General features: G+C 62.8%; 16 protein-coding genes. 9 read left to right on the forward strand and 7 right to left on the reverse strand.

The genetic code is table 11. From position 1 onward, the window contains the following. Positions 1-12: 12 nt before the first annotated feature. Positions 13-1413, reverse strand: coding sequence for an NtaA/DmoA family FMN-dependent monooxygenase (locus tag CH289_RS17550; protein WP_094728262.1), 1401 nt, complete (start codon positions 1411-1413; stop codon positions 13-15). Positions 1414-1804: 391 nt separating this feature from the next. Here CH289_RS17550 and CH289_RS17555 point away from each other — a divergent pair, with 391 nt between their 5' ends. Continuing rightward, positions 1805-2998 carry an acyl-CoA dehydrogenase family protein gene (locus CH289_RS17555; RefSeq protein ID WP_033187917.1) on the forward strand — a complete coding sequence of 398 codons (1194 nt, stop codon included), beginning with the start codon at positions 1805-1807 and terminating at the stop codon, positions 2996-2998. Between the two features lie 5 nt (positions 2999-3003). Here CH289_RS17555 and CH289_RS17560 read toward each other — a convergent pair whose 3' ends face one another. Then, positions 3004-3537: an OsmC family protein gene (locus CH289_RS17560; protein WP_094728263.1), complete on the reverse strand. Its 534-nt coding sequence runs from the start codon at positions 3535-3537 to the stop codon at positions 3004-3006. 66 nt (positions 3538-3603) lie between these two features. Here CH289_RS17560 and CH289_RS17565 point away from each other — a divergent pair, with 66 nt between their 5' ends. The 3 genes from CH289_RS17565 (at position 3604) to CH289_RS17575 (ending at position 6203) form a co-directional block, all read left to right on the forward strand. Then, positions 3604-4578: a helix-turn-helix domain-containing protein gene (locus CH289_RS17565; protein WP_143545107.1), complete on the forward strand. Its 975-nt coding sequence runs from the start codon at positions 3604-3606 to the stop codon at positions 4576-4578. A 229-nt stretch (positions 4579-4807) separates the two neighbouring features. After that, positions 4808-5398, forward strand: a complete 591-nt coding sequence (locus CH289_RS17570) for a TetR/AcrR family transcriptional regulator (RefSeq protein WP_256977293.1) — start codon at positions 4808-4810, stop codon at positions 5396-5398. Positions 5399-5441: 43 nt separating this feature from the next. Next, positions 5442-6203, forward strand: coding sequence for a maleylpyruvate isomerase family mycothiol-dependent enzyme (locus tag CH289_RS17575; RefSeq protein WP_094728299.1), 762 nt, complete (start codon positions 5442-5444; stop codon positions 6201-6203). A gap of 20 nt (positions 6204-6223) precedes the next feature. Here CH289_RS17575 and CH289_RS17580 read toward each other — a convergent pair whose 3' ends face one another. Continuing rightward, on the reverse strand, positions 6224-6574 hold the full coding sequence (locus CH289_RS17580; RefSeq protein WP_094728265.1) for a hypothetical protein: 351 nt from the start codon (positions 6572-6574) through the stop codon (positions 6224-6226). Then, on the reverse strand, positions 6571-9018 hold the full coding sequence (locus tag CH289_RS17585; protein WP_094728300.1) for an AAA family ATPase: 2448 nt from the start codon (positions 9016-9018) through the stop codon (positions 6571-6573). Before CH289_RS17585 ends, CH289_RS17580 begins: the two co-directional genes overlap by 4 nt. A 196-nt stretch (positions 9019-9214) precedes the next feature. Between CH289_RS17585 and CH289_RS17590 the strand changes: the two genes are divergently transcribed. The 3 genes from CH289_RS17590 (at position 9215) to CH289_RS17610 (ending at position 12353) form a co-directional block, all read left to right on the forward strand. Then, complete coding sequence (locus CH289_RS17590; RefSeq protein ID WP_094728266.1) at positions 9215-10087, forward strand: MurR/RpiR family transcriptional regulator; 873 nt, start codon at positions 9215-9217, stop codon at positions 10085-10087. Further along, on the forward strand, positions 10084-10935 hold the full coding sequence (locus CH289_RS17595) for a DMT family transporter (RefSeq protein ID WP_094728267.1): 852 nt from the start codon (positions 10084-10086) through the stop codon (positions 10933-10935). The genes CH289_RS17590 and CH289_RS17595 overlap by 4 nt, the downstream gene beginning before the upstream one ends. Before the next feature lie 584 nt (positions 10936-11519). Beyond that, positions 11520-12353, forward strand: a complete 834-nt coding sequence (locus tag CH289_RS17610; RefSeq protein WP_037105070.1) for an adenylate/guanylate cyclase domain-containing protein — start codon at positions 11520-11522, stop codon at positions 12351-12353. A gap of 3 nt (positions 12354-12356) precedes the next feature. Here CH289_RS17610 and CH289_RS17615 read toward each other — a convergent pair whose 3' ends face one another. After that, on the reverse strand, positions 12357-12896 hold the full coding sequence (locus CH289_RS17615) for a hypothetical protein (RefSeq protein WP_256977297.1): 540 nt from the start codon (positions 12894-12896) through the stop codon (positions 12357-12359). 205 nt (positions 12897-13101) lie between these two features. On the opposite strand from CH289_RS17615, the gene CH289_RS17620 reads away from it, so the two are divergent. Next, a complete protein-coding gene (locus tag CH289_RS17620) occupies positions 13102-13719 on the forward strand; it encodes a cyclin family protein (protein WP_094728268.1) in 618 nt (205 codons plus the stop codon). A 65-nt stretch (positions 13720-13784) separates the two neighbouring features. Beyond that, complete coding sequence (locus CH289_RS17625; RefSeq protein ID WP_019663310.1) at positions 13785-14147, forward strand: hypothetical protein; 363 nt, start codon at positions 13785-13787, stop codon at positions 14145-14147. Positions 14148-14173: 26 nt separating this feature from the next. Here the strand turns inward: CH289_RS17625 and CH289_RS17630 are convergent, their stop codons facing one another. After that, positions 14174-14620: a MarR family winged helix-turn-helix transcriptional regulator gene (locus CH289_RS17630; RefSeq protein ID WP_094728269.1), complete on the reverse strand. Its 447-nt coding sequence runs from the start codon at positions 14618-14620 to the stop codon at positions 14174-14176. Next, a complete protein-coding gene (locus tag CH289_RS17635) occupies positions 14620-15435 on the reverse strand; it encodes an NmrA family NAD(P)-binding protein (RefSeq protein ID WP_094728270.1) in 816 nt (271 codons plus the stop codon). The genes CH289_RS17630 and CH289_RS17635 overlap by 1 nt, the downstream gene beginning before the upstream one ends.

Genomic DNA, 15435 nt, shown 5'->3' on the forward strand with positions numbered 1-15435 from the left:
GAAGATGATGCTCTACAAAGAGGCAGGCAGGTCGGCGCCGATGCGCAGTGTCCGTGCGCGGTGGTCGTCGCCGAGATGGTTGCCGCGCCCGAACAGCTTCTCGCGCAGGGTGCCCGGCGCGTATTCGCGCTGCGCGAGACCCCGGTCCTGCAGTACGGGCACGACGTGGTCGACCCACTCGTCCCACCAGCCGAGAGTCGTGATGGGGACGACGTTGAAGCCGTCGACGCCTGCGTTCGCCCATTCCTGCACGTGGTCGGCGATCTGCTCGGGCGTGCCTGCGAAGCGGCCCGGCAGAAGGGACTGGTCGACGAGGTATTCGCGCCACGTGACACGGGCATCCGGATTTTCTTGTGCATCGGCGGCTGCACGAAAGAGTGACTGCACATGATTACCGAGCTGCGCACGACCGGCGAGCTCGGACAGAGGGGTATCGGGGTCGATCGAAGAGAGGTCGATGCCGGAGTTTCCACTCCAGAATGCCTGCAGCGCATCGAAATCGATGTTCGAGCGGAAATAGTCCTTCTTGCGCTGCGCTTCCTCCTCGGTGGATCCGATGACAGTGGAAAGCAGAACGATCTTCTTGAGCGACGACGGCGCCCGGCCGATGGATCGGAGCTCGTCGTCGAGGACTGCGATGTCACGCACAGCCGACGCGGGATTGTTCGACGGCAGGAAGGTCACTTCGGCGTTGGTTGCGGCGAAAGCGCGCCCAGCAGTCGAATTCCCGGCCTGGAACAGCACCGGGGTGCGCTGCGGGGACGGCTCGACGATGTGCGGTCCCTGCACCTTGTATCGCTTGCCGACGTGGTCGATGGTGTGAATCTTGTCGGGGTCGAAGAACTCCCCTGTCTCGTGATTGTGAACAACGGCGCCGTCCTCCCAGGAGTGCTCCCACAGCTTGTAGGTGACGTCGACGTACTCCTGCGCCCACTCGTAGCGATCGTCGTGGCCGACGATCTCGTCGTACCCGTAATTGCGGAAGCCGTTGCTGAGGTAGGACGTCACGATGTTCCACGCGACACGGCCGTCGGTGAAGTGGTCGAGCGAGGACAACTGACGCGCGAACGAGAACGGGTGCGACTGAATGATGTTGCTGGTCACTGCGATACCGAGATGCTCGGTGACGTGTCCGAGGGCGGAGACGATGGTGACGGGATCGTTCTCGGGGAACTGCGACCCGGCTCTGATCGTCGTCGATCCGTCTCCGAAGTCGAGGTCGTAGACGCCGACGACATCGGCGATGAAGAGCGTGTCGATCTTTCCACGCTCGAGCGTCTTCACCACATCGATGTAGGGCTGCAGATCCTTGTAGCCGTACTGAACACGACCTTCGGGCGTACGCCAGTAACCGTGACTGTGATGGTTGGGGGTCAGGTGCAGGAACGCGTTGTAGACGAGCGGTCTGGTCATCACACAGATCTTTCTTGTGGGCCGTTCAGTAGTGCGGCCCTAAATTCGAGAAGGACACGCGTCGATGTGGGGAACATTGGCACCACCGAAAATTAAAGTCAAACTTTTGAAGTCGTCGATAAACAGCGTCTCGATTCGACCGGCACTTAAATTCATCGTGGTTTTAAACCGGGCCAGATCATCGCCCACACAGGCTCCCACGACGCCGTTCCAGGTGTGACGCACTTCACCGACAGTTCGCCTACGCTGACGCCGGTACTTCCTGGACCTGGGTTGACACCGATATTTCAACGATGGCAAAGTCCGCCACGCGCCATTCGACGCCACACCCTTCGGCTGTTCCGGTCTCCACGACACCACCGCGCACTCATCGACCCCGTCAGGACATCGCATGACCATCGACACAGCATTGCCCATCGGCCGAGTTACTCGCCTGAAGAATTCCCAGGAGGCCATCTCCGCTGCCGAGGAACTCGCCGCATTCTTCCGAGAATCGGCAGACCGGCTCGACCGGTCGAGGGAACTCCCGATCGAGGAACTGACAGCACTGGCCGAGAGCGGACTACTCGGCATTCGGGTTCCCCGCGAATTCGGTGGCGCCGGCGTTTCCTACGAGACGGTAGTCCGCGTGTTCGTCATCCTGTCGAAAGCGAGCGGTTCGCTGGGCCAGTTGCCGCAGAACCACTTTCACCTGATCGACTCGATCTTCATCGACGGTACCGTCGACCAGAAGCAGTTCTTCGCCGAGGAGATCCTGGCGGGTCGACGCTTCGGCAATGCCCTGAGCGAGCGCGGATCGAAGCCGGTCCTGTCCCCGCCGGACACGACACTCACCGAGACCGGCAGCGGCTCAGTGGTTCTCGACGGCGACAAGTACTACTCGACGGGAGCGCTCACCGCGCACTGGATTCCGGTGCTCGCATCGACCCTGGACGGACAGTTCTCCCTGACCTTCGTCCCGCGGCACGCCGACGGCCTGACCATCGTCAACGACTGGGACGCCATGGGGCAACGAAGCACCCACAGTGGAACCGTTCACCTGCGCGGCGTCGAGGTTCCTGAACTCTACTCGCTCAAACCATTCGACGGATTCCACCGCCCGGATACGTTCCCACCGTATGCATCCATCATCCATGCTGCCGTCGACGTCGGAATCGGATTCGGCGTCCTGGAACGCGGAATCGAACTGATCCGCACGATCGCGCGACCCTGGCGGACAGCCAACGTCGACCGCGCTATCGACGACCCACTCACGGCATACCGACTCGGTAAACTCGCCACCGGCGTGCAGGCTGCCGAACAGTTGCTCTACGAAGCTGCGCGTCGATTGGACCACGCCGACGAACTCCGCACCGCGGACCAATACGAACTTGCGGCAGTGTCAGTCGCGCAGGCGAGCGCGTTCGCGAGCGAGAACTCGGAGCGACTGGCCAGCGAGTTGTTCGAATTCATCGGTGCACGTTCCACTTCCGATTCGCTGAACTTCCATCGCTACTGGCGTGATGTTCGGACGCACAGCACCCACGACCCAGCGCGATGGAAGTACCACCGTGCAGGCGCATGGCTGCTGGGCACAGATAGGTGATGCTGTCAGACGATCTCTACGACGCTCGTCACCGGCGTCGGCCGACTGATCGTGCCGGCCACCGGCGATCCGGCTACCGTTCGGTCCCACAACGCGCGCAGGGTCGCGTCGTCGGCGTCACCTGCGATGACAGCGTGGACTTCCATGGATCGGTACCCGGCCGAGCCGTTCGCGTCCAGACCTGCCCACCGCAGAATGTTGTCGAACGTGCCGGTGATCGTGACATCGAGACGGTCGAGCCGAATCCCCTGAACGGTCGCGTGCATGACAGCGCCCGCGATGAGGCAACCGCTCAGCGAGGACAGGAGATATTCGTGGGGCGTCGGGGCTCCGTCCTTACCCGCCAGATCGGCGGGCTCGTCGAATTCGATGGTGTGTCCGCGTGCGGAACTGGTGCTTTGGAACCCGTCGGACCACGACGATTCCACCGTCCACGGACCGCTCATCTCCTCGACTCGGCGCGCGTCGAACAGCAGTTCTCGCAGCGCAGAGGCGTGTTCGGGGTCGATTCCGTTGAGTGGCGTCGAACCAATGTCCATATCGAAACTGTACGGTTAGGCCGTGCTGGTGCAAAACACCTGTAGGCCCCTGGGGCCGGTGCCACAGTGAGCCGGAGAATTCGGATAGGCGTCGGGCCCGTCGACGGCCGAAGCCCCCGATACGGCATCGACCAACTCGACACCGTGCTCGACGGGATGTGGTGGGGAGACAACGTCCTGTGGGTCGTCGACGACGGTCTTTCGAGTGTCGACGTGGTGCTCGCGGGTGTGATCGCGCTCGCCGACGGCCGCGACGTCTCGGATCGCGGCTTCTCCCGTGGCGCCTTCGACCTGCGGGACCACGCCTCCATCGGAGCGGTCGCCGACACCGCGTGCACGGTCGTCCGCGAGGGAAAGACGGCGCTGTGGATATGTCCACGGTCCTCGGTGCCTCCTGCGCTCCGCGAACTGGCACAGGTGATCGTCGACCAGAACTCGACCCACCTTCGAGTCGAGCGCGCAGACGGACGCCGAAGCCAAGTTGTCGGAACGGAAATGCCGTACGCAGTCGACGACGGCATCGCCACGGTCGGCCCGCCGTCCACGGTGTCGCGGCTCGGCGCGGGGCTTCGATCGATCCGCAAACAACGCGGATGGAGTCAAGCCGACGTCGGCGCAATGATCGGGGTATCGGGCAGCGCGATCTCGCAGACCGAGCGTGGCACCCAGTCACTGTCACTCGACACCGCCGTCGAATTGGCCGAACGCCTTGGTGTTTCGATAGATCATCTCGTACACGGGGCGGATCGATCGTACGAGCTCAGCAGGCCCGCCTCGTTCGGGCGTGGTCGATCGCGCCTGGCACCGAGCAGTCCACAACATTTTCGCATCGTCGCCTTTGCAACCATGTCCCTGAGTTCGTCCTCGACCGGTTCCGTGTCGATATGCATTGGTTCCGGCGTCGTCAAGCTGGAGCTGGCCGACGATTCAATCGTTCTGGGTCCCGGGGACGTGGTCAGGACAACAGGTTCGGAAATACGTGCGTGTCGTAATCTCTCTGCGCACCCAGCGTTGATCTTTCAGGTCAACGAGCACTCATGAGCTGGTCGAAGCCCGAATAGCTGTCGCCACCTTGACCGGCGCCTTCGGCTGGGGACAGTGCCCGCTGCCGTCGAGTTCGACCACATGCACGAGGCAACCGTGTCCACGCGATGTCGAGGACGTGCTTGCCGGACACGGGGTCGGCCGGGCCCCAGATGAGATAACGTGGCCGGCTTGACAAACCAACACCTATCGCTGATAGTTTTCCTATCGACGATAGGAGGTGCTGGTGCCGGACGGAAAGAACGACCCCCGCCGCGCCAGGCGAGAAGCCAAAATCTCTGCAATCCTCACCGAGGCGTGGCAACTTGCCGAGCGCGACGGGTTGGCGGTGATCTCGTTGCGAGAGTTGGCCGCCCGCGTCGACCTGCGGCAGCCGTCTTTGTACGTGTATTTCGCTTCCAAGCTCGACCTGTACGACGCCATGTTCGCCGACGGGTACCGCCAGCTCATCGACTACCTGGACAGTCAGCCGATGCCGACAGACCCGCGAGCAGCGCTGGAGCAGTTCGTGGTCGACAACGTACGGTTCTCGAGTACATACCCGGTCGTGCACCAAATGCTCTTCCAACGCACCATTCCTGGCTTCGCGCCCTCGCCTGCATCCTGGGAGGTTGCCCTCGAGTTCTACGGCCGAGCCAGAGAGGTCCTCGCCCGTGTCGGTGCCGAGGATCAAGACGATATCGACATCTTCAGCTCACTGATCGCCGGCCTGTGTGATCAGCAGATAGCCAACGATCCAGGTGGTGACCGATGGGTGCAGCACGTGCCTCGCGTCGTCGCAATGTTCCTCACCGGTGCAGTTCATCCGGCTCCATGATCGAACTTTTCCTTTGCCTATGAAATGCCCCGAGAGGCCTACCATGACCATTCCCACGTTCATCGACGTCGCCGCGATCCCCCGGATCGAACATCGCGAAGCCATGCAGATCACTTCGGTCGAAAGCGACAAGTTCGCCGCTGCTCTACGCGCACTGCGCACAGACGATTGGAGTAAGCCCACCGTATGTCAGATGTGGGACGTGCACGCCGTCGTGGCTCACATCGTCGGATCGGCTGCCGGCCAGGCATCTCCGCGCGAATTCGTCCGACAGGTCCGCACTGGCAAGCCCCTTGTCGCCGAGATCGGCGGGGAGTTCTGGTGGGACGGCATGAACGAGCTGCAGGTACGTGAGCGGGCCACCAGCTCGCCCGATGAACTGATCGCGGAATGGGACACACTCGCCCCGGCTGCGCTGAAGTCACGTTCGAAGCTACCCCGCCCGATCGCCAAACTGCCCTTGCTGAATCTTCCTGAGCCAGTAGGACGTCAGCCGATCGCGTACCTTTTCGACGTCGGATTCACCCGCGACGTCTGGATGCACCGGGTGGACATCACACGCGCCGCCGGCACGGAGCTCGACATCGACGCTGCGCACGACGGACGTCTCGTCGCCGATATCGTCGCAGAATGGGCCGGCACACACGGCCAACCGTTCGACCTCACCCTGACCGGTCCGGCCGGCGGTTCGTACCGCGCAGGGTCGGGCGGAGAGGCAGTCGAGATCGACGCCGTCGAATTCTGCTCGCTCTTGTCCGGACGCGGTGAGGCAACGGGGTTGCTCAGCCACCCACTCCCCCTCTGACCTTCGGGCGCGAGAACGTCTCAGGCGACCGGACCCGGTTCGAGCAACACTGCCACCATCCTGCACAGGTGCCGCACCTCGGACACCGTGGGCGCCAGTTCGTAGGCATGGTGGTGACACACGTTGCTGAGCCGGTTCCAGGCCATCGCGGCAGCGTCTGCGCGTTCGGTAGTGCCCAGGGACCGAAGAATGACCAGCTTCGACCGCATGCTCGCATTCGGAACCTCGGCACCCAACGCACGAAGATGCTGGTCCACCAGATCCTCCAACGCCTGCCGTGCGAGGAAAGCCGCCAATCTCGCCGAACTACCTGCCGCACCGACGTTTCCGTCGAGCAGACGCTCCGCGTTTCGCAATGCGATTGCCGTCACGAGCTCAAAATCCCGTCGACCACGCGGCCGAGATCCTTCACCGCGTCGACATCGACCGCCACCGCGTCACCGTGCACGCCCGCGTTGCAGAGTTTGAGTGTCGGCCACCGTTCCGGTCTGTAGGACAGCCACCCGCCCAGATCCTTGTCCGCATCACCGTGTACTGCCAACGCGAGCCGATTGCGAGTCTTCTTCACATCACCCCAGCGCTTCTCGGTGTCCTCGCGGCTCTCCCCCGCCCGATGCTGGGTTGCATAGAACAATTGCTGCGCAGCGGATTCCAGAGCCAACCGGAACAAACCCGGTGCGACGCGCCGCTTCACATCGCCAGGTACATTCTCGTCGCGCACCAGGGCGTACGCGTCGTCGACGTATCGCTTGGCTTGATTGAGCGTCTCTCTGACATGAATTCTCGACCCCGTCTCGCGCGTCACCTCCACCAATCGCGCATCGACGGCCATCTGCCGGATCGCGGTGGCGAGTCGGTCGTCGTGCGAGAAGACCACCACCTGCCGGGTCTCGGCCAAGCTCGACAGCACGCGAATGAATCCGTCGATCTTGGCAGGATCCATGGCCTGAATCGGATCATCGAGAACGATGAAGCGGAACGGGCTGTTCGGCGTCGTCGCCCGCGGAATGAACAACGCCAGAGCGAGCGCATGCAATTCGCCCTGACTCATCACCGACAACGCCTCCGACGGTGCACCGTCGACCGTTCCCTTCAACACCGCTTTACGACGAGTACTGCTTCCCTCCAGGCTGATTGCGCCGATATCGACGTTGCTTTCCTGCCGTAGTTCGGCCCAGATGTCCCTCGCCTGCTCTGCGATCGGCTCGAGTCGCTGATTACGCAGATCGATCGCGTGGGCGGTCATCCACTTCTTCGCAGCCTCGAGATCGGCCACGGTCGCATCCGTCTTGGCTGCCTCCCGTTCCAGCTGTACCCACGACGCGAGACGAGAAGCGATAGGCGCCCACGTGTCCTCCCGAGCCGCGATAGAGTCGAGTGCTTCCTGACGCAGGTTCTGGCCTGATTCACTGACCGCAATCAGCGTCGAGTTCAGGTGTTCTGCGAGGCCGGAAACAGATTCCGGCACAGCCCGAGCCGTCGCAACGGCCTCGTTGTATGCAGTCAGAGAGGACAACTCGACACCCGCGACAGTGTCGGCCGTGCTCGAGTCGTCGATCAGCATGCGAGCTGCGCGGCGCGCCTCGTCCAGATCGCGTCGGGACTGCTTGAACTGTGCGAGCTTGTCGTCGTCGGCATCGATCCGCGCACGGGCATGCGCGGCCCATGCGTCGTCGAGGGTTCCGGTTTCGCACACAGGGCACCGACCATCGCCGACCAGATCGTGTAGTTCCAGAGCAGTCCCCAGCAGCGTGTTTCGCTTGTCGGCAATCGCAGCGGCATCGTTGGCGAGATCGATGTTGTTCGCAACGGCGGAACGGACTGCGGCAACGACCGTCTCGATCTGTTCGGGCAGCGGTACCGCCAACCCACCGATGGTGCGCAGGCCCGACAAAGCAGGTGACTGCTCGGACGTCGAACCGGTTGCAAGAGATTGCACGGCTCCGACGTCAGGCTGGCGCTTCTTCAGCAGCGCCACGGCCTGCACTGCGCGATCGTCGTCGGATTCGGCCACGATGCGTTTGAGCTGGATCAACGCGTCTTTCGCCTGCTGGCGCGGCACTTTGGCGTTCTTCAACGCTGCAGTCAGCCGCTTCTCGGCGTCGGTGATCTCGTCGAGTCCGAGTAGTTTCGCCAACGCGTCGTACAGGGTCGACGGACTGTCTTCGACGAGACCGCCGATCTCGTCGTACGACAGGATCGGTCGGTGCAGTTCCACGGCAGACTTCCACCCGAGAGAATCGGTGCCGGGCGAGCGTTTTGCATTCCCGACCTGCGTCCATGTCTTGTTCTCGCGCAAGGCGGCATCAGGATCCCAGTCGACGCCGACGACGGTCCGTTCCGAACCCTCGATGGTGAGTCCGACGCGCACCTGGCACTGCGACGCGTCGTGCAGGTTGCGCCATGTGTCGGCCCACAGCTTGGCCTTGTTCTCCCATCGGTAGCTCTTGCCCGTGACTGCGAATTCGAGAGCCTCCGCAAAGCTGGACTTGCCGGAGCCGTTTCGGCCACTGACGATGGTGATACCGGGGGCGGGATGAAGCGTCAGCTCGGACTTGGGCCCGATACCGCGGAAGCCGGCCACCTCGATGGACGTCAGGAATGCACCGACAGGATCCTCCTGGGTCATGCCGTGCGCAGCCCGGCGGGCCTGCAAAAGAGTGACACCGTCGAGCTGATCGTCGAGTTCGGCAATGCCTTCGAGCGCGGCAAGGACGAGGTATTTGGCTTCGTCGGCCAAGTCCTGATCTGCGTCGATGGCGTCGAACACGACCTCCATGAGCGGTCTGTCCACGGCCTCGTCGGGCTTGGTCACCGGCACTCCCCTGTCGTGTCTGTCTGGTTCCCCAACCAGACCCCACAGTTCCATACGAGACCGACACTGCGCACCCGGACAAGGGGCGGACGCGTACACCGCAGCAGTTGGAAACACCATTTCCTTCATTGTCTCCGATCTGAAACATTGATACCTTGTCGGTAGCCACGAGCGCACCGAGGAGAGACTCCCGACGATGACACCGCCGACACACCCGTTCGACATGACGAGCCTCCAGGGCGTGATGCGTGCGGTGCTGCCCAGCCTCAGAGCCAGTGATGCGTCGGTGATTCGGCTGGTTCTCGATCAGCCGGAGTTCGTTCAGAACGCGTCGACGGCAGAGGTCGCCGAGCGCGCCGGTGTATCGAACGCAACCGTGGTTCGGGCGGCTCGAGCTGCCGGTTTCACGGGGTTCAGCGACCTGAAGTTCGCGGTGGCTCGGGCATCCGGCGGGGCAGGAATGTTCGTCCCACCTCCCCGCCTGACCGATGTGACGACACCCAAGGAACTCGTCGATTCGATCTTGTCGAGCCATGTCAACGTCATCGGAGCCGTCCGAGGAACCCTGAACGAGGAAGTCGTGCAGCAGGTCGTGGGCAAACTCGATCAGGCCGAACGGATACTGATATCCGGATCGGGCACGTCGTCGGCCGTCGCCGCCGACGCCGCGGTCAGGTTCACCTCGATCGGACTGATGGTCCAGGCGCCGGTCGATCATCTGTCCACGCTCGTCGTCGCCCGTCTTCTCCGCCCGTCGGACATCCTCCTCGCTGTCAGCCACACAGGAATCACTCCGCAAACCGTCGCTGTGGCCGAGGCCGCTCGTCATGTCGGCGCCACGGTCGTGGCCATCACCAGTTTCACTTCGTCGCCGCTCGTCGACATCGCCGATCACGTGCTCGTCGCGGGTGGCTCAGAGCTCGATTTCCAGCTCGCTCAATCCAGCAGTCGCCTGGCACACCTGACCGTCGTCGACATACTGCACGCGGGAGTTGCGTTGGCGGACATGGACCGAACTCGCCGCGCCGAGGCAATAGGCTTCGACACACCGGTCCGAGACCGACAGTGAATCACGCAGCACTCGGGCTGGTCGGTCTCGCAGCAATACTCCACGCCGTGTGGAACATTGCAGCAAAACGATTCACCGGGGACGCCGCCGTCTTCGTGTGGATGTACATGACGGCATCGGCCCTGCTGTGCCTCCCGGTAGCGCTGTTGTTCGGCCAGTGGACCGCATCATGGGCCTTGCTCATCGGCCCACTCGTGACGGCCGTCCTGCACATCGGGTATTCGCTGACCCTCCAAGTCGGTTATGCACGAGCCGATTTGAACGTGGTCTACCCGGTCGCACGCGGCACAGGACCGTTGATCACCGTTGTCGTCGCGGTCACAGTGCTCGGCGAACGCCCTGGAATTCTGCCGCTACTGGGCGGCGTGATCATTCTTCTCGGGATACTCGTCGTGACCGGGTACAAACGTCGCCAGAATGGTTCGGTGTCAACAGGAGTGCTGCTCGGATCCGCAACCGGTGCGATGATCGCCGCCTACACCCTGTGGGATCACTTCTCCGTCGTCACTCTCGACCTGTCGCCGGTCACGTATTTCGCGTTGGCGGTCTCGATGCAATCGCTGCTGCTCACGCCCAAGGTGGTCGGCAAGGGGGCGCAGTTGAAGAGCGCATTCGGGACCTATCGGCGAGAAGTCCTACTCGTCGGAGCGCTCTCCCCCGCTGCGTACATCCTGGTTCTCGTTGCAATGAAGTCCCTGCCGCTGTCGGTGGTCGCCCCAGCCCGTGAGTCGTCGATCGTCATCGGATCCTTGCTGGCGTGGTGGTTGTTCCACGAAAGCAACCCTGTCCGACGACTGGCAGGTTCGGCCGTCGTGCTCACGGGAATCGTGCTGATCGCCGCGAACTAGAGGTGACGGGGAATATCCGCTTCTGACCCCGGCGTAGTCGGGGTTGAACAATGACATCGTCAGCACACCCTCTTCGAAGACGCCGAATGCGAGCCCCAGCAGCAGTATCGTCGGCCAGCCTCTGCCCGTTCGTCGAGTCGGTTCTCGGATCAGAACTGCGCCGGCGCCGTACCACAGCGACAGCGGCAGAATGAGCGGCCACAGGTACAGCGGAAAGTCACCCAGGAAGAATTCCGCAACTAGCGGGGCGAGGAAGTACAGCCCGATCACGGGACTACGCACTGTACGCATGCTTCAACGGTGAGCCCGAAGTCGAGACCATGGAAGTGACAGAGGTCATGACTCCATTCGTTCGGATGTCACTCGATCACCTCGTCCGCACGATGCGCCCGAATACCTGACCGACGTCCATCCGCTGGTGAGCTTCAGCGGCTTCGTCGCGAGGAAGGACATCGTCGTTGACTGCGTAGATCTCTCCCCTCATAGCGCCCACGAAGAATTGGGCGCAATGTCCGAGGCTGTCCCGCCCGAACTCGAGGGGGGGTGTTTGCCCATAACCGGCAGACACAGACGATGATGTCTGCGTGACCCTGTGGATTGTTGCTGCCGGTGTCGAGCTCGCTGTCATTGTTGCGCTCGGCGTGCTGTTGATCGTGTCGCAGAAGAAGTTGAAGACCACCCGAGCTGCTCTGGACCGAGCACTCGACAGCTCGTCGAAGCGTCGTAAACGTCGTGGCTTGGTGCCGTTCGCGATCCGGACGACGTTCAACACCGCCGATTCGCTGATCAACAAGGGCTTCGGCGCGACGGTGCGTAACTCCGTCGAAGACCTCGCGGGCTGGGCGAAGGTCGAGCGGCCCGATCTCGCGCGGATCGCGGCCGACGGCGACGTGGTGGTCGTGTTTTCCGACATCGAAGGCTCCACGGCGCGCAACGAGGAACTGGGCGATCGCGGTTGGGTGAAGCTGCTGGAACGCCACAACCGGCTGATCACCAAGCAGGTGGAAGGCCACGGCGGCCACGTCATCAAGAACCAGGGCGACGGCTACATGATCGCGTTCACCGATGCAGGTCAAGCGGTGCGATGCGGAATCGCAGTTCAGGAGGCTCTGCAGGAGAATCCGGACAAGTGGGATCGGATCCGAGTCCGCATGGGCATCCACGTCGGCAGCTCGGTGCGCCGCGGCGACGACCTGTTCGGGCTCAACGTCGCGATGGCCGCACGCGTCGCAGGGCAGGCCGACGGCGGAGAGATCCTGATCAGCGAATCGGTACGCGAGAAGATCGGTCGTGCGTACGACATAGTCCTCGCCGAACCACGAGAGGTGCAGCTGAAGGGCATGAAAGGAACCCACCAGCTGTACCCGGTGGAAGTTCCCGCACTTCCTGCGCCGACGACCGTGCGGGAACTCGACTGACCGTCAGGGCACCAACACCACACCGATACCCGGAATGAGGGTGTCCACCCGCGGCGGCCCCCAGTACTCGCGCGAATGAGTCACGACGATGGCAACCGGCCCTGCACCCGTTCTCGCCACCACTTCCGTCGGCAAACCCTCTCCGGTGGTCTCGAGCGGAACGTTTCCGTTCGGAATCGCCGGATCGTACGGCGGCTTCTCGTAACCCGACAGCTCCCAGTGCCGCAGACCCTCCGAACCCGTTGCACCAGTAGCCAGATTGCGCCAATGCACCGTCAGGAACCGATACGGATACTGGGGGTCCCACGCAGCGACGTTCGCAGCGGAGATACTCACGACACCGGGCTCTGCTCCGACGGTCGTCTTCATCGGAATGGTCTGGAACAACCCACCCGGCACAGCACCCGGAGCGATCTGAAAGCCGGTGACCACCGGAACCGGCGTGATGCTGGTCTGCGGCGCCGCGGCAGCCGTGCCCGCACCCAGGACCAGCGAACCGAACAATGCCGTCGTAACCACGGCTCTTCGCAACACTTTTCGCATAACCTCTCCCCTCATGTGAATGGAAATGTAGGCCAGGGCCTACATCTCCACTCACGACACCTTCGCAAAACGGGCGGCAACACGTCTACCCCTACACCGATTCGTGACGGGGTCGTGACGCGAACTTCGTTAACGCCCACTCCCGCGGCATCGATTTTCCTGTCGAGAAGGTGCTGCACCCCGCATGCACCGGTGAGGGCTCTTCATGAAGCGTCTGTTCGTCACCACCATGGCCGTCTTCGCGGCAACAGCACTCGCAGCCTGCGGTTCTTCGGACTACCGGGAACCCGACACCGTCGCCGCAGTCACTGCAACGGCGACGCCGAACAGCACCGAAACTCCACTACCCGACAACGAACCTGCGCCCGAGGATCAGTCCACCCCCGGACCGAATCCGGTCACGATTCCGCCGACACCGTCACGCGATGACGTCAACGTCGATGCTCGCGATTTCGAGCGTGGTGACGGCCAGTACTTCTTCCGATCCCCGAGCGAAAACGTGTTCTGCGGCTTCAACTCCCAGAACGCGCCCGGGACGGTCGTGGGCTGCCAAGTCCGATACTCCGTGCCCGGCAGCAGCGGTCGGGAATGTCTCAACACCGAGAACAACACCTACGGAGTGCAGATCCTCGAAGGCGGCGCCGTCGAGCAGATCTGCACCAATCAGGGCATCTTCGTCGCCGACGACACGCCCGTACTGGAATACGGCCAAGTCATCGGAGTAACCGGAACGGTCTGCCGCTCCGCCGAAGTCGGAGTCGCCTGCTACAGCGGAGCTGACAGTGGGTTCATGATCTCCCGCGACGTCAACGTGACCTTCTGACCGGGTAACGAGGTTCACCGCGGAGTCGATTCACACAATGTCCCAACGACGATAGGACCGAAAAGTTGATCAAGAAAATCATTGCTGCGTCCGCACTCGCACTGGGCGCCACAGCCCTGGCAGCGACGCCGGCTTCGGCCGACGGAATTTACGATTCACCGTTCACCAGTGAGAACACAGAGCACTACGTCAGCGCATTCGACCCCGCCGCGTACGGTACACGCGGGTCTGACCCGCTCATCATCAGTCCCTACGGAGCCAACCAGCCCATCTACAGTTGGAGCTTCCACGGCCAAGGCCAGACGTGGCAGGTCGATCCGGCCGGCCAGGCACATCTTCTGCGGTCGATCCAACTCCCGGCCGGGTCTTCCACTTACACCTTCCGCACCATTTCAGTCTTCGACCCGTTCACGGTTCTCGACTACTGAACCGGCCTCTGTACGCGGTCTCCGGCTCAGCGGTGTTCTCTCACACCACGCACGAACCCTTCGACCGAGGAGACTGCGTCGGTCAATTCGACATCGGAATCGACTCGACGAATGACAGCACACTGTGCGATGACCGTGTTCGCGCGTTCGACCGTTCGCTCACCGGAGCTCGTGAGGGCCACGAGCAAGCGCTGTGAATGCGCGGAATCGCGGTACCTCTCGACCAGACCCGCACGTTCCAACCCGGCGACTGTCACTCGTATCGTGGTGCGGTGACGTGCGAGCCTGCGGCAGATCTGCTCGTAGGTCATCGGTCCGCATTGCCCTATGGTCCGCAGGATCTCGAACCTCGCCCAATTCAGACCCACCCGCGCAAGGGATTCCTCCAACCGCGCCTTCACCGCGTCCGTGTTGCGTAACAACGTCGCGATCGTCTCCATCGAATCGGCACGGGTGTCGGTGGCAGTGGTCATCAGCCGGCGACGACCGTGTCGACGCCCGACGCCGGCCGGCCGAGTACGAACTGCACGGCCGCGCTCCCGGCGAGGAAGTCGTGGTGGTCGTAGAAGTCGAACATCGCGCGCAACCGCGCAATCGCCCCCGTGGGCATCGACCCGCTCACCGAGTCCTGCCACTGGTCCAGAGAGATCTGTTCGATTTCCGCACCGGACCCCCGCAGGAGTTCACGAACCGACAGGGCCTGCGGACCGCCGAGTTCGTAGGTCGCGCAATGATGTCGTTCGCCTTCGGTCAATACGGCCGCGGCGACAGCTGCGACATCGTGCAGACGGACGAAAGAAAACCGGGTATCCGGACTGTAGGGCAACGTCACCCTCATCGAGTCACCCGACAACGCACCGGCGAAGTTCTCGACGTAGGCGCACGGCTGCAGCACCGACCACTTCAACGGAGATCGGTGCAGCTCGTCCTCGCATTTCGCTTTGTCCATGTGATGTGGCATCGCCGGAGTGTACGGCCACGCCACCGAGTGATACACGAAATGGTCGACGCCAGCAGAAGCCGCTGCGGTCAACGCATTTCGCAGCAAGTTGGGTTCGTCCGGATGGACATTGGGGGCGATGAAGTACACCGCCCGACACCCGAGGAGCGCTTTGCGCAGCCCGGCACCGGTTTCCAGCTCCACTTCGTGATCGAATTGCGAACGCGCTCGTCGCACGAGCCGTCGTACCCCCACCGTGTCCGCAAGCGCGTCGACCACTGCGGAACCGGTCTTACCCGCGGCGCCGACAACTGCGATGTCGGCGCCGCGGATAGTTCCGTTGCTCAT

Source organism: Rhodococcus sp. RS1C4 (assembly GCF_002258225.1).
Taxonomy (GTDB): domain Bacteria; phylum Actinomycetota; class Actinomycetes; order Mycobacteriales; family Mycobacteriaceae; genus Rhodococcoides; species Rhodococcoides fascians_E.

Bases quoted from the DNA above. Each gene is read 5' to 3' on its own strand.
- CH289_RS17615 (WP_256977297.1), bottom strand. From the start codon at position 12,896: ATGCGAAAAGTGTTGCGAAGAGCCGTGGTTACGACGGCATTGTTCGGT.
- CH289_RS17575 (WP_094728299.1), top strand. From the start codon at position 5,442: ATGACCATTCCCACGTTCATCGACGTCGCCGCGATCCCCCGGATCGAA.
- CH289_RS17560 (WP_094728263.1), bottom strand. From the start codon at position 3,537: ATGGACATTGGTTCGACGCCACTCAACGGAATCGACCCCGAACACGCC.
- CH289_RS17630 (WP_094728269.1), bottom strand. From the start codon at position 14,620: ATGACCACTGCCACCGACACCCGTGCCGATTCGATGGAGACGATCGCG.
- CH289_RS17620 (WP_094728268.1), top strand. From the start codon at position 13,102: ATGAAGCGTCTGTTCGTCACCACCATGGCCGTCTTCGCGGCAACAGCA.
- CH289_RS17635 (WP_094728270.1), bottom strand. From the start codon at position 15,435: ATGAGCAACGGAACTATCCGCGGCGCCGACATCGCAGTTGTCGGCGCC.
- CH289_RS17550 (WP_094728262.1), bottom strand. From the start codon at position 1,413: ATGACCAGACCGCTCGTCTACAACGCGTTCCTGCACCTGACCCCCAAC.
- CH289_RS17555 (WP_033187917.1), top strand. From the start codon at position 1,805: ATGACCATCGACACAGCATTGCCCATCGGCCGAGTTACTCGCCTGAAG.
- CH289_RS17590 (WP_094728266.1), top strand. From the start codon at position 9,215: ATGACACCGCCGACACACCCGTTCGACATGACGAGCCTCCAGGGCGTG.